The 12854-nt window shown below is 71.1% G+C and carries 13 protein-coding genes; 9 read left to right on the top strand and 4 right to left on the bottom strand.

Annotation, left to right across the window (positions count from 1 at the left end; all coding sequences use genetic code 11):
* The first annotated feature begins 23 nt into the window (after positions 1-23).
* Positions 24-1394 (top strand): hypothetical protein, encoded by a 1371-nt coding sequence (locus WA670_RS12420; RefSeq protein WP_336157755.1) that lies wholly within the window; start codon positions 24-26, stop codon positions 1392-1394.
* A 146-nt stretch (positions 1395-1540) separates the two neighbouring features.
* Here the strand turns inward: WA670_RS12420 and WA670_RS12415 are convergent, their stop codons facing one another.
* Positions 1541-1729 (bottom strand): hypothetical protein, encoded by a 189-nt coding sequence (locus tag WA670_RS12415; RefSeq protein WP_238605793.1) that lies wholly within the window; start codon positions 1727-1729, stop codon positions 1541-1543.
* Positions 1730-1802: 73 nt separating this feature from the next.
* On the opposite strand from WA670_RS12415, the gene WA670_RS12410 reads away from it, so the two are divergent.
* The 3 genes from WA670_RS12410 to WA670_RS12400 all read left to right on the top strand — a co-directional run bounded on the left by WA670_RS12410 (position 1803) and on the right by WA670_RS12400 (position 6193).
* Positions 1803-2705 carry an NAD-dependent protein deacetylase gene (locus tag WA670_RS12410; RefSeq protein WP_336157754.1) on the top strand — a complete coding sequence of 301 codons (903 nt, stop codon included), beginning with the start codon at positions 1803-1805 and terminating at the stop codon, positions 2703-2705.
* Positions 2706-2835: 130 nt separating this feature from the next.
* Positions 2836-3681: an LLM class flavin-dependent oxidoreductase gene (locus tag WA670_RS12405; protein ID WP_336157753.1), complete on the top strand. Its 846-nt coding sequence runs from the start codon at positions 2836-2838 to the stop codon at positions 3679-3681.
* A 109-nt stretch (positions 3682-3790) separates the two neighbouring features.
* The gene (locus WA670_RS12400; protein WP_336157752.1) at positions 3791-6193 is read left to right on the top strand and encodes a glycoside hydrolase family 2 protein; all 2403 of its coding nucleotides are present in this window, start codon (positions 3791-3793) and stop codon (positions 6191-6193) included.
* Between the two features lie 2 nt (positions 6194-6195).
* Here the strand turns inward: WA670_RS12400 and WA670_RS12395 are convergent, their stop codons facing one another.
* Positions 6196-7386: a cytochrome P450 gene (locus WA670_RS12395; RefSeq protein ID WP_336157751.1), complete on the bottom strand. Its 1191-nt coding sequence runs from the start codon at positions 7384-7386 to the stop codon at positions 6196-6198.
* A 17-nt stretch (positions 7387-7403) separates the two neighbouring features.
* On the bottom strand, positions 7404-7913 hold the full coding sequence (locus WA670_RS12390; protein ID WP_107051004.1) for a PadR family transcriptional regulator: 510 nt from the start codon (positions 7911-7913) through the stop codon (positions 7404-7406).
* Positions 7914-8038: 125 nt separating this feature from the next.
* On the opposite strand from WA670_RS12390, the gene WA670_RS12385 reads away from it, so the two are divergent.
* Together WA670_RS12385 and WA670_RS12380 are read left to right on the top strand one after the other, a co-directional pair.
* Positions 8039-8866, top strand: coding sequence for an LLM class flavin-dependent oxidoreductase (locus WA670_RS12385; RefSeq protein ID WP_037811383.1), 828 nt, complete (start codon positions 8039-8041; stop codon positions 8864-8866).
* Positions 8867-9764: 898 nt separating this feature from the next.
* Complete coding sequence (locus tag WA670_RS12380) at positions 9765-10178, top strand: STAS domain-containing protein (protein ID WP_240690536.1); 414 nt, start codon at positions 9765-9767, stop codon at positions 10176-10178.
* 180 nt (positions 10179-10358) lie between these two features.
* On the opposite strand, the gene WA670_RS12375 is transcribed toward WA670_RS12380, so the two are convergent.
* Positions 10359-10892 (bottom strand): bifunctional nuclease family protein, encoded by a 534-nt coding sequence (locus tag WA670_RS12375; RefSeq protein ID WP_037811381.1) that lies wholly within the window; start codon positions 10890-10892, stop codon positions 10359-10361.
* 207 nt (positions 10893-11099) lie between these two features.
* On the opposite strand from WA670_RS12375, the gene WA670_RS12370 reads away from it, so the two are divergent.
* The 3 genes from WA670_RS12370 to WA670_RS12360 all read left to right on the top strand — a co-directional run bounded on the left by WA670_RS12370 (position 11100) and on the right by WA670_RS12360 (position 12848).
* Positions 11100-11552, top strand: coding sequence for an ATP-binding protein (locus WA670_RS12370; protein WP_238605786.1), 453 nt, complete (start codon positions 11100-11102; stop codon positions 11550-11552).
* The gene (locus WA670_RS12365) at positions 11549-12334 is read left to right on the top strand and encodes a SigB/SigF/SigG family RNA polymerase sigma factor (RefSeq protein WP_037811378.1); all 786 of its coding nucleotides are present in this window, start codon (positions 11549-11551) and stop codon (positions 12332-12334) included. Before WA670_RS12370 ends, WA670_RS12365 begins: the two co-directional genes overlap by 4 nt.
* A 100-nt stretch (positions 12335-12434) precedes the next feature.
* The gene (locus WA670_RS12360; protein ID WP_336157750.1) at positions 12435-12848 is read left to right on the top strand and encodes a VOC family protein; all 414 of its coding nucleotides are present in this window, start codon (positions 12435-12437) and stop codon (positions 12846-12848) included.
* The last annotated feature ends 6 nt before the right edge of the window (positions 12849-12854 follow it).

The following is a 12854-nucleotide window of genomic DNA, read 5'->3' as shown; positions in this document are numbered from 1 at the left end:
GTCCAGCCGACCTGGGGGTTTGAATGCACCGATTACGCACCATCGCGCTCACCGCTGCCGCCGTCACCGCGCTCGGCGCCGCGCCCGCGAACGCCGCGCAGCCCTTCTCCGACACCGTCTTCGCCGCGACGCACAACAGCTACTCCGGCAACGTCGACGGAGCGAAGGGGTCCATCTCCTACCAGCTCGACCACGGTGTCCGGTTCATCGAATTCGACATCCACGACAACGGTTACGCCACCCGGCACGACTACGGGATCGGCCACAGCTCGCCCGGCGACCTGGTCGACCACGCGGGCAACCCCGCGTCCGACAGCCTCCGCGACTGGCTCGGCGTGGTGAACAGCTGGTCGGCCGCGCACCCGGACGCGGCGCCGATCGTCGTCATGCTGGACCTGAAGGACGACCTCACCGACAACGACTCGTTCGCCGCCGGAAACCTGGCCGCGGTCAACGCCGAACTGAGTGCCGCGTTCGGTCCGCGGCTGCTCTCCCCCGCCGCCTACCGCACCGGAGCGACCACGGATTCCTTGCGCGGCAGGGTCCTTCCGCTGCTGTCGGGCGACGGCGGCACGCGCGCCGCGTACCGCCGGGACGTCGGGTACCACCCCGCGGTCGCGATCAACAGCCGCGGCCAGGTCGTCGAGGTGCACGATTCCGGCGGCGGCGCGCTCTGGTACTGGACCGGACAGCTCGGCGCCGACGGACGCGTCGCCTGGCAGCGCCACGGCCGTTACGACAGCGGCCAGACCCCGGCGGTCGCGCTGGACGGCTCCGGCCGGATCGTCGAGGTGCACCAGTCGCCGAGCGCCACCACCCTCTGGTACCACACCGGCCAGCTGGGCGCGGACGGTGAAATCCGCTGGTCGGCAAGCCATCAGTACGACAACGGCGTGCTGCCGACCGTCGCGTTCACCAGCTCCGGGCTCCGCGAAATCCACCGCAGCCAGTCGAGCGGCCAGAACTGGCAGTGGCGCGGCACCCTCTCCGGCGAGACCGTGACCTGGACCGGCAACGCGAAAACGTCCGATCCGCGTTACGACAAGGCGAACGCTGGGCGAATCTCTGTCGCCACCGGCGCCGACGGTTCCACCCCGGCGCAAACCCTGCGGTACTCCACGGATCTCGTCACCGGCGGCCGCGTGCAGTACCAGCAGGTGGCGTTCGACGAATACCAGCAGGGCGACCCGGCCGAACTCCAGGACGGGCTGTTCTACGGGGCTCCGGCGAAGGATTCAGCGTTTTTGGTCGCTGCGCGCAAGAGCGGGCACGTCGTCCGCGGCTGGGACTTCGACAACGCGGGCCTGGCCACCGATCCGCTGGTCAACTACCCGGCGACCAACCACCCGTACGACGACTGGTACCGGCAGCTCACCCAGGACGCCGCGCGCTAGGTTTCGCCGGAACACCAACGGGTTCCGGGCCGGAAGAAAAAGGGGCCCGCGCTCTCCCACCCCGACGGGGAGAGCGCGGGCCTCGCCCGCAGGCTGGAGGGTCGGTGTTCCTCCCAAGAACACCGGCCCCTCCGGCCCGTGGGCGTTCAGGCGGTCCGCTGCCTGAGCCGAGCCGCCCCGACGGCTACGACCGGCATCGACGCTTCCCGCAGCGCCGCCCGTTCGACCGGACGCCGGACCGCCCCGCTCGGAGTCCGCAGGCAATGTCGCTCCACGGATTCCATGAGCACGGCGGCGACCATCACGACCACGGGGGTAGCCAGCGCGAACCACATGTGGCCTTTGGTACCCAGCCGCGCGGAAAACCAATCGCCCGGTTTCCGGGAGGGCGGTCGCTAGACTGGCGGCGTGCGCACGCGACCGACGCTGACCTGGGCCGGACCTGGCGAACCGCTGCCGCGCACGGGCACGGTCGCGGACGTGGCCGAGATCGTCGCCGGGCGGCGGGTGCTCGTGCTCAGCGGCGCGGGCCTCTCCACCGAATCCGGCATACCTGACTACCGCGGCGAAACCGGCAGTCTCCGCAACCACACGCCCATGACGTACGGCGAATTCGTCGCCAGCGAGGCGGGCCGCCAGCGTTACTGGGCGCGCAGCCACCTCGGCTGGCGCACCATCGCGCGGGCCGCGCCGAACGACGGGCACCGAGCCGTTTCCGCACTGCGCGCGGGCGGCTGGGTCTCCGGCGTCATCACCCAGAACGTCGACGGCCTGCACCGCGCGGCCGGCACTCCCGGCGTGGTCGAACTGCACGGCAACCTCGACCGCGTCGTCTGTCTCGACTGCCGTCGCACCACCGCGCGCGAAGACCTCGACGCCCGGCTGCGCGCGGCGAACCCGGATTTCGGCGGCACGGCAACGCGGATCAATCCGGACGGCGACGTCGAACTCGCCCAGGAGGTCGTCCGCACCTTTCGCACCGTGCCCTGCACCAGTTGCTCCGGCGTGCTGAAACCGGACGTGGTGTTCTTCGGCGAGAACGTGCCGCGCGCCCGCGTGGAGCGGTGCTACCGGATGGTCGACGAGGCATCCGCGGTGCTGGTGCTCGGATCTTCGCTCACGGTCATGTCCGGCCTGCGGTTTGTCCGGCGGGCCGCGAAAGCCGGCAAACCCGTGGTGATCGTCAACCGCGGCCAGACCCGCGGCGACGAGCACGCGACCGTCCGCGCGGACCTGCCGCTCGGCCCCGCGCTCACCGAGCTGCTGGCCGTGCTGGAAAACGCGTTGCCCAGCCCGAGCGCCGCCGGATAAGCTGCGGGCACTCCGATGGAACGGTCCCCGGAAGTACGCCGCAGAGCGGACCGGCCAGCCTGAAGACATCCAGGTCCAGGAGCGGGCGGCAACCCTGTAGTTGTCGACCCGTTTTACCGGAGGTTCTCCGATGTCCATCGGCATTGGCCTGCCCGTCAGCGACCCCGCCGCCCTGCTCGACTGGGCGCGCCGCGCGGACGCCGGCCCGTTCAGCACGCTCGGGCTGCTCGACCGCCTCGTCTACGACAATCCCGAGCCGCTCACCGCGCTCTCCGTGCTGGCCGGCGCGACCACCCGCATCCGGCTGCAGACCGAGGTCCTGCTCGCCCCGCTGCGCGAGACCGCGCTGCTCGCCAAGCAGACCGCCACGCTCGACCGGATGAGCGGCGGCCGGTTCGTGCTCGGCATCGGCGTCGGCGGCCGCGAGGACGACCACCACGCCGCCGGCACCCCGCTGCGCGAACGCGGCCGCCGTCTCGATCGGCAGCTCGCCGACCTGTACCGGCTGTGGTCCGGAGCGCCGTACAGCGCCGAAGCCGGTCCGATCGGCCCGGCACCGGCCCGCGAAGGCGGTCCGGAGCTGCTGATCGGCGCGTTCAAACCCCAGGCGCTGGCCCGCGTCGCCCGCTGGGGCGACGGGCTGCTCGCCGCCGCTCCCCCGTCGTGGGTCGGCGGGCTGTTCGACGCTGTGCGCCGCGACTGGCGGGACCACGGCCGCAAGGGCGAACCGCGGCTCGTCGCGCAGGTGAACGTCGCGGTCGGCCCGGATTCCGTCGCGGACGAAGCGAAAACGGCAATGCACGCGTACTACGCGTTCACCGAAATGGCGGAGCACATGGTGAGCGGAATGCTCACCACGCCCGGCGACATCCGCGCCGCGGTCCGCGCGTACCGCGATCTCGGCGCGGACGAGGTGATGCTCTACTGCTGGGGCAGCGATCCCGGCCAGGTCGACCGGCTCGCCGACCTCTGCTGAACAGCTGACCTTTTCTGAACAGCACGGGAAGTAAGCTCGCGCCCATGCACGCGTCGACGCTTTCCGGCGGATCTTCCGCGCCCCGTCCCGGAATCGCCCGTCGGCGGGGATGACGGACGAACCTTCCGGGCGGGCCCCCTGGCTCGCCGCGCACCCCCGGCGAGGTTTCCTGCTCGGGGCCGGCGCGGTGCTCGCCGGCTCGGGCGCGCTCGCGGCCGCGCTTTCCCGTCCCGCGCCCCCGGTGGCGCGGGACGGGTTCGGCGCGGACTGGCTTTTCGGGCCGTACACGGCGGGCAGCACCGATCCGGACTTCGACGACAGCGCGATGGCGCTGGTTTCGGTGCCGCACTGCGTGGTTCCGCTGTCCTGGCAGGACTGGGACCCGTCGGACTGGCAGCACGTCTGGGTGTACCGGCAGCATTTCCTCGCGCCCGCGCAGCTGCGCCGGAACCGGGCGTTCCTCCAGTTCGACGGGGTGCTCAGCGCGGCGACCGTGTATCTCAACGGCCGCCGCGTCGCGATGCGCAGCGGCGGTTACCTGCCGCTGCGCTGCGAGGTCACCGGCCTGCTGACCGACAAGGACAACGTGCTCGCGGTGGTCGTCGACGGCCGCTGGCAGCAGAACACGCCGCCGGATCTGCCGGAATTCCCGCACCCGACGGCCATCGACTTCTACCAGCCGGCCGGGCTGTACCGCGAAGTCCGGCTGACCGGCGTGCCGCAGACGTATCTGTCCGATGTGTACGCGCAGCAGATCGCCGTGCTGACGCCGAACCGCGAGGTGCTGCTGCACTGCACCGTGGATTCGGCGAAGGCGGTCAAAGGCCCCGTTCGGCTCACCGCGACGCTCAGCCAGCACGGTGCGGAAGTCGCGTCCTCCTACACTGACCTCACCGGCCTGCCGAAGGGCGACACCCAGGTCACGGTGTCGTTGCAGGGCCTCGACGCGGTGCAGCTGTGGGACCTGGACGATCCGGCGTTGTGCGACATTCTCGTCACCCTCGCGGTCGACGGCCGGAAGGTGCACACCTACCCCGTGCGCACCGGATTGCGCGACGCTCAGTTCACTGTGGACGGTTTCCGGCTGAACGGGCGGCCGCTCAAGCTGTTCGGGCTCAACCGGCACCAGTGGTACCCGTTCGTCGGCGGCGCGATGCCGGACCGGGTGCAGCGCCGGGACGCTCAGCTGCTGAAAGAAGAGCTGAACTGCACGATGGTGCGCTGCTCGCACTATCCGCAGGCGACCGCGTTCCTCGACGCCTGCGACGAACTCGGCATCCTGGTGTGGGAGGAACTGCCGGGCTGGGACCACGTCGGCGACACCGCGTGGCAGGAGCTGGCGGTGCGCGACGTGCACGACATGATCGTGCGCGACCGCAACCATCCGTCGATCATCGTGTGGGGCACCCGGGTGAACGAGACGCTCGGCCAATACGCGCTGTACGGGAGAACCGACCAGCTCGCCGCGGAACTCGACCCGATGCGGCCGTGCACCGGCGCGGTCGCGGGCGAGCGCGGTTACGTTTCGCCGCTGTACCCGGTGAAAGCGGCCGGCGGGGTGTTCTCGTTCAACGACTACAGCCGTCCGCGTCCGCCGGGTTCGCCGCCTCCGCTGCGCCCGCCGCGGCGCGGGGTTCCGTACCTGGTCAGCGAAGCGATCGGCACGCTCGTCGGCTCCGCGTACTTCCGGCGGACGGATCCCCCGGCGGTGCAACGGGAACAGAGCATGCTGCACGCCTGGGTGCACGACCACGCCGCGTCCGATCCGCGCTACAGCGGCCTGCTGGGCTGGTGCGGTTTCGACTATCCCTCCGGCTGGTACCACCACTATCGCGGCGTGAAATACCCCGGCGTGATGGACTTCTTCCGGATCCCCAAACTGGGCGCGGCGTTCTACCGGGCGCAACGCGATCCGTCCCGCGGCGCGGTGATCGAACCGGCTTTCTACTGGGATTTCGGCCCGGGCTCCCCGCCGGACGGGCCGGGTCGCGACGCGATCATCTGGTCGAACTGCGAGGTGCTGGTGGTGACTGTCGCGGGCAAGCGCCCGGTCACCGTGCATCCTGATCGCGCACGGTTTCCGCACCTGGCGTATCCACCGTTCCCGGTGGACCTGCGGGTGAACGGCCGAACGCGCCCGGAGCTGACCGTCGAAGGCCGGATCGGCGGGCAAACCGTGCTGCGCAGGCGATTCAGCGCGGATCCGGCGTACGACACGATCGCGGTGACCGCCGACGACGACCAGCTCGTCGCCGACGGCGCGGACACCACCCGGGTCGCGCTGCGCTTGCTCGACCGGTACGGCGCTCCGCGACCGCATGCGCGCGGGGTGCTGGCGGTCTCGGCGACGGGGCCCGGCGTGCTGATCGGCGACCCCTACCTGGACTTCGGCGCGCTCGGCGGCGCGGCCGCGGTGTGGGTCCGCTCGATGCGCGGCACCCCCGGCACGATCACCGTGAGTGCCACGCATCCGTTCGTCAACACCGGAAGCGCCACGATCGAGTCAGTCTGACGTCACCACACGACCGGGACCTGCGAAACCCCGCCGGTGAGCCGGTTGGAGCGCACTTCCAGCTCGTCCGCGGGCACGGCGAGGCGGAGGTTCGGGAAGCGGCGGAACAACGTCGTGAACACCACGCGCAGCTCCGTGCGGGCGAGGCTGGCTCCGATGCAGAAGTAGCCGCCGTAGCCGAAAGCGATGTGGGAGTTGGGTTTGCGGTCCGCGTCGAACTCGTGCGCGTCGGCGAACACCGCCGGGTCGCGGTTGGCAGACGCGGTCGAGATCATCACCGCGTCGCCGCGCGGGATCCGGACGCCGCCGATCTCGACGTCCTCGTGCGCGTACCGGAGCAGCCCGAGACCGCCGGGCGCGGACATCCGCAGGATCTCCTCGACGGTGGCGTGCACGCGCGCATCGGGGTCGGCGGCCAGCGCGTCGCGGCGGGCGAGGTCGGTGAGCAGGAACAGCACGCCGAGGTCGATCCGGTTCGACGTGGTCTCGTGGCCGGCGAACAGCAATCCGGCGGCGAGCCTGCCGAGGTCGTCGTCGGTGAACGTCGGGTCGTCCGCCTGCGCGGCGACCAGGTCCGAGACGACGTCCTGGCCCGGGTTCGCGCGTTTCGCGTCGGCGAGGCCGGACATGTAGGCGGTGAACTCGGTCATCGCCACCTCGGCGTCGCCGCCGCTGTCGAGCACGCCGATGCGGTCGGAGAGGTCGCGGAACTTCTCGCGGTCTTCGTACGGGACGCCGAGGAGTTCGCAGATCACCAGCACCGGCAAGGGGAACGACAGGTGCTCGTGCAGATTCGCCGGCGAGCCCGCGGCTTCCATCCCGTCGAGGCAGCGATCGGTCAGTTCCTGGATCCGGCTGCCGAGGCGGCGCATCCGGTTCGCCGAGAACGCCGGGACCAGCAGGCGGCGCAGCCGGGCGTGCTCCCGCTCCTCGGTCTCGAAATCGCCCTGCGGCCCGTTGAGCACCGCGGCGTCGGAGACCGTCGAGGCGTCCTCGGGATGCGGGTGGGAACGGCCGAACCGGTTGTCCGCGAACACTTCCCGGGCCTGTTCGTACGCGGTGACGAGCCAGGCCGGGTCGCCCGCCGGGGTCGTCACCGGGACGATCGGGCCTTCGCGGCGCAGGACTTCGTACAGCGGCGCGATGTCCAGGACGTTCGGCCTCGCGAACGGCAGCTGGGTGGGGGTAGACATGCGGGGTCCTCCTCGGGTCAGCCCGCCCGCGTGCGCAACGACGCGAGCCAGTCCTGTTCGTTCTCGGCGCGGCGCTGCACCTCGGCCAGCACGAGGCGGCTCCACGGATCGGCCTGCCCCGCGCCGAGCTTGGCGAGCCGGTCCCGCTGCGCCGCGACGGCGGCCTGGCGGGCGTCCAGCACGCGCAGCCGTTCCTCCGGGGTGAGCCTGCCGAATCCCGCCAGCCGCGCCAGGAACTCGGCCGGATCGCCCGCCAGCTCCGGCGGCAGGTCGGCGAGCAGATCGTGCAGCAGCTCCCGCCCGACGTCGGTGATCGTGTACACGTGCCGCGGCGGACGGCCTTCCTGCGGCTCGGCGGTCCGGGTCACCGCGCCTGCCTCGGCGAAGCGCCGCAGCGCGGGGTAAAGCGAGTTGTTCGACAGCGTGCGGCCGCTGGATTCCTCGATCTGCTTGCGCAGTTCGTAGCCGTGCCACGGCCGCTCGGCGAGCTTCGCGAGCAGGAGCACGTCGGTCCACACATAGGTCACCGTAACCTAGGGTCTGGTGAGCGGGCAACGTCCGAACGGCGGATGCCGGAAGAAGATCTCGGGCCCGTTTTTTGTCGGTGTCTCCCGATACGGTGCTGTTCGACCGATCCGGAGGGGGATCTCCTGTGACCGACCACGTCCGCTACGGCCTCTACCTGCCGCCTTTCGGCCCGTTCGGCGATCCGGCCGCCTTGGTCGACCTGGCCGTCCGAGCCGAAGCCGCCGGCTGGGACGGCGTGTTCCTGTGGGACCACGTGGTGCCCGCGATGCCGCCGATCGCCGACACGTGGACCACCCTCGCCGCCATCGCGCAGGCGACCAGCACAGTCCTGCTGGGCCCGATGGTCACGCCGCCGAGCCGCCGCCGCCCGTGGCTCCTGGCCCGGCAAGCCGCGACGCTCGCCCGCCTGTCCCGCGGCCGGCTGATCCTGGGAACCGGCATCGGCTCGGACGAAACCGGCGACTTCAGCCGCTTCGGCGATCCGTCCTCGCCCGCCGAACTGTCGTCGCGAACGGACGAGGCGATGGACATCATCCGCGCGATGTGGGCCGGGGAGGCTTTGCGGCACGAGGGCTCGCATTACCGGGTGTCCCTCGATGCCGCCGACCCGGAGCCGTACCCCATTCCGGTGTGGACTGCCAGCACGACCCAGCATGAACGGGTTCTCCGGCGTGCCGCGGGGAGTGACGGGATTTTCCCGCTTCCTGGGCCTCAGCCGTTGCCTCCCGCGGAGCTAGCCAGTCTGGTTGCTCAAGTGCGGCCGTCGGATCGTCCCTATGAGGTCGCGGTGTCCGGCAACGCGAGCCCGGCGTGGGAGGAACCGGTCGCGGTGGATCTCGCGGCGCTCGCGGAGGCGGGGATGACGTGGTGGATGGAATCGCTGATCCACTTCGATCCGCTGGACCTTTCGCTGAAGGTCGTGGACGCCGGACCGTCTCGGATCGGGGGTTGACCGGGCAGGGTTTTGCTTGCGGCGGTGGGGTTCACGCGGTGCGGGTGCCTGTCGGATCAAGGTGTGGCCGTGCCAGCTGGGTTCGCCCGCAGCAACCCAGCCCACGCCGCCTGACCACGCCCGCGGGAGCGCAGCAACCGCCTCGATGCGCGGCCGAGCCAGGTGGGCTCGCCCGCAGCAACCCAGCCCGCCCCGCCCGACCACACCCACCGACCGCAGCAGCCGCATCGAGGCGTGGCCGAGCCAGCCGGGCTCGCGCGCAGCAGTCGAACCGGCACCGCCGGACCGGGCGCGAGTAACCGGGCCGGAACAGAGGTGTTGCGGTAGAGCCGAGCCGGTTGAGCTTGCGCGCGGTCACCGAATCCCGCGCCACGACAGCCGGACCGAGGCGTAGCCGAGCCAGTTGGGCTGCGCACGGTAACCGGATCCGTGCCGTCGGGGAATGCCCGCGCGGGCAGCAGCAGATCGGGGCCATCCGAGCCGGCCGGGCGCGGAAGCGCTTTCCACCGTGCCGAGGGACAACCGCGCCCCTCGGTTGAGGCACAGCCGAGCCCGGCCGCAAGTGTCCTCGTGCGCGGCAACGAAATCCGATCAGCGCCTCCCCCACCCGATCCCCGCCCGCCAGCGAGAAACTCCCCGCCGCCACCGAATCATCTTTCCCAGCCACCGTTTCCAGCCCGCACACCAGCGATCCCCCGCAGTTGCCTGATCGTTCAACCACCGCCCGCCCGCCGGTCGTCCCCCTTCGGCGGCTTCCCTCGGCCGCTCGGGAGAGCTACGGTGGAGGGTGGTTGAGCCTCCAGCCACCGTGTGATTCGTCCCGCGCGCCGGGATGCCCGGTGCCGGCCGGTCCGGCATTCCGCCGCAGCCCTGTGCGCGGCTCAGAGAGAGTGCCGTGATGACCGCCGCGCACATTGCCCGACTGCCCGCGCTTCCCTCGGACCCGACGGGGATGCTTCGGCTGCGCGTGGGCCACCCCGCTCCGGGGACCGCCGTCGTCGAGGTGTCCGGGGAGGTCGACCTGGCCACCGCGCCCCGGCTGGCCGAGGTCGTCGAGGCGCGGCTGCGGAGCACCGTCAGCCTGGTGATCGTCGACCTGCGCCGGACGACCTTCCTCGGCGTCGCGGGGCTGCGCGTCCTGATCCGGTTGAAACTCCTGGCCGCGGGAGCGGACAAGGACTTCTACGTCGACCCGGGCACCGCCCCCACGGTCCGGCGGCTGTTCTCGCTCTTCCCCCTGGACTGCGTGCGGTCCGGCGCCGCCGAGGGGCTCACCGAGATCCCGCTGCCCCGGCCCGCCGGGACGGCTTGACCGTCCACTGAGGACACAGTGAGCCACGGGCCGAGGTTCACGCGTCCGGATCGCGGAAAATTCTGCACATCGTCCGGCAGATCCCGCAACCGGCAGACAACGAACCACGGGCGTCCGCGGAAAGACCCCGCGCTCACGTCGTCCAGCAGATCCCGCAAGCGGCGAACCACGGACCGAGACTCACGCGTCCGGGTCGCGGAAGTCCTCCGGGCTCACGTCGTCCAGCAAGTCCCGGAAGCGGCGGATCTCGTCCTCGGTCGCCTCGGCCGGTTCCTCCAGGTCGGCAGCCGCGTCGAGAGCGGTTTCGTCGCCCGCCGCCACTGTCACGTCGACCGCTGCCTCGTCGAGCACCGCTTCCGCGACTTCCAGCGGGGCATGCGTGCGCAGGCCGATCGCGATCGCGTCGCTCGGGCGGGCCGAGACGCGCGCGCCGCCGGACAGGACGAGGTCCGCGTGGAAGATGCTGTCCAGCAGCTGGGTGATCTCGACCCGTTCCACGCTCTGGCCCAGCGCCGCCAGCACCTCGATGATCAGCTCGACCGTCCCCGGCCGCGCGGACACGACGTGTTCCTGCGCGGCGGCCAGTTCCTGCGCTTCCGGCGCGCCGATGGTGATGGCGAGCCAGCGGCGCGAGCCGGATTCCTCGCGCAGCAGCACGACCGGCGCCGACTCCTGCGCCACCACGGCCAGTCCCTGCACGCGCACCTGCACCATGGGGGTCACCCCGCTTCCGAAAAGGTCCTCCCTGCTGACTACCCAACGTCCGGCGTTTTGTCACGCGAAATCGCCGCGCGCATCACGCCGGATTCACCCGGGCAGCCGGCGCAGACCGGCACGAGCCCGCCGTAAACGTGCCGCGGCGCACAAACCGGAATCCCTGGCGCACGTGTCGATCGGGCCTCGTCTGGGTATGCGGGAGCCATGAACGACGAGGGACCCGGCAGCCGCGCCAGCGGCGGCATGCCAGCCGTGGACCGTTTGCTCGACGAGGTGATCGAGCTGCGGCTTCCGGCGGAGACTTACCAGATCCCGCTTGTCCGCATGCTCGCGCAGGCGGTCGCCGCGCGGGCCGATTACGGGCTCGACGCCATCGCTGACGCCAAGATGGCGGTCGACGAGGCATGCGCCCAGGTTGTTTCGACAGCCGCCCCCGGGGCGGCGATGACCTGCCAGTTCACTGTCTCGCCCGAAGGGATCCGGTTCACCGTCAAGACGCGCACCCGGCAGCCGGAGCCGCCGAGCGAGCGAAGTTTCGGCTGGCACGTGCTGACCACGCTGGCCGCGAACGTGTCCGCGCGCTGCGTGCCGGACGCCGCCGACGACGGGTACGCGCTGACCCTCGACCTCGACCTGCACCGGGAGGCGAGCGGGTGAATCAGCAGCCCGTCACCCGCCACCGTGACGAATACGCGCACACCGCGCCGCTGTTCGAGGAGCTCGCCGCTCTGCCCGCCGACGACGGGCAGCGGCCGCGGCTGCGCGAACAGCTCGTCACCGAATTTCTGCCGGTCGCCGAGCACATCGCGACCCGGTTCACCGGACGCGGCGAACCCCGCGAGGACCTCGTCCAGGTCGCCCGGATCGGCCTGATCAACGCGATCGACCGGTTCACCCCGGACCGCGGCCCGGACTTCCTGTCCTTCGCCGTGCCCACGATCATGGGCGAGATCCGCCGGTACTTCCGCGACACCGGCTGGTCGGTCCGCGTGCCGCGGCGGCTCAAGGAACTGCACCTCGCGCTCAGCCGGGGTTCGGCGACCCTGTCGCAGACGCTCGGCCGCGCGCCGACGCCCACCGAACTGGCCGAGCACCTCGGCCTCGAGCTCTCCGAGGTCCACGAAGGGCTGGTCGCGGGCCACGCGTACCAGACCTTGTCGGTGGACAAGCCGGTGCACGACGACGCCGAACCGCTGCTGCTCGCCGACACGCTCGGCAGCGACGACCCCGAGATCGAGCACATCGAGAACCACGAGGCCCTGCAGCCGCTGCTGCGCGAACTGCCGAAGCGGGAGCGCGCGATCCTGGTGATGCGGTTCTTCGGCGGTCTCACCCAGACCCAGATCGCCGAGCAGGTCGGCATCTCCCAGATGCACGTGTCCCGGCTGCTGTCGCAGACGCTCGAACAACTGCGCGACAAGCTCACCGGCGACCCCTGAGCACGCCCGCGACGGGGGTCGCCCGACCGGGCTGGATCCCGTTGTCGCGCCCCTTCGGAGCTGCGACGATACGAGTCCGTCCAGCACTGAGGAGGGCCCGATGGCCTCGAGACTCAACCCGTACATCAGCTTCGCGGGCAACGCACGGGAGGCGATGGAGTACTACCACGACCTGTTCGGCGGCGACCTGGCGCTGAACACCTTCGGAGAGTCCGGCGCACCCGCGGACTCCGGCTACGCGAACAACATCATGCACGCGATGCTGGAGGGCGAGAACGGCTTCACGCTCATGGCCTCCGACGTGCCGCCCGGCATGGAGCACAACCCGGGCACGAACATCTCGATCAGCCTCAGCGGCGACGACGGCGACCTGCTGCGCCGCTGCTGGGAAAAGCTGTCCGACGGCGGAACGGTGGCGGTTCCGCTGGAAAAGCAGATGTGGGGCGACGAATTCGGCGCCTGCACCGACCGGTTCGGCATCTCCTGGATGGTCAACATCGGCCAGGCGGGCTGACCCGGC

This window comes from Amycolatopsis sp. VC5-11 (assembly GCF_037034185.1).
In the GTDB taxonomy this organism is placed as follows: Bacteria; Actinomycetota; Actinomycetes; order Mycobacteriales; family Pseudonocardiaceae; genus Amycolatopsis; species Amycolatopsis nivea.
This window is presented reverse-complemented; position numbering and strand designations above follow the sequence as displayed.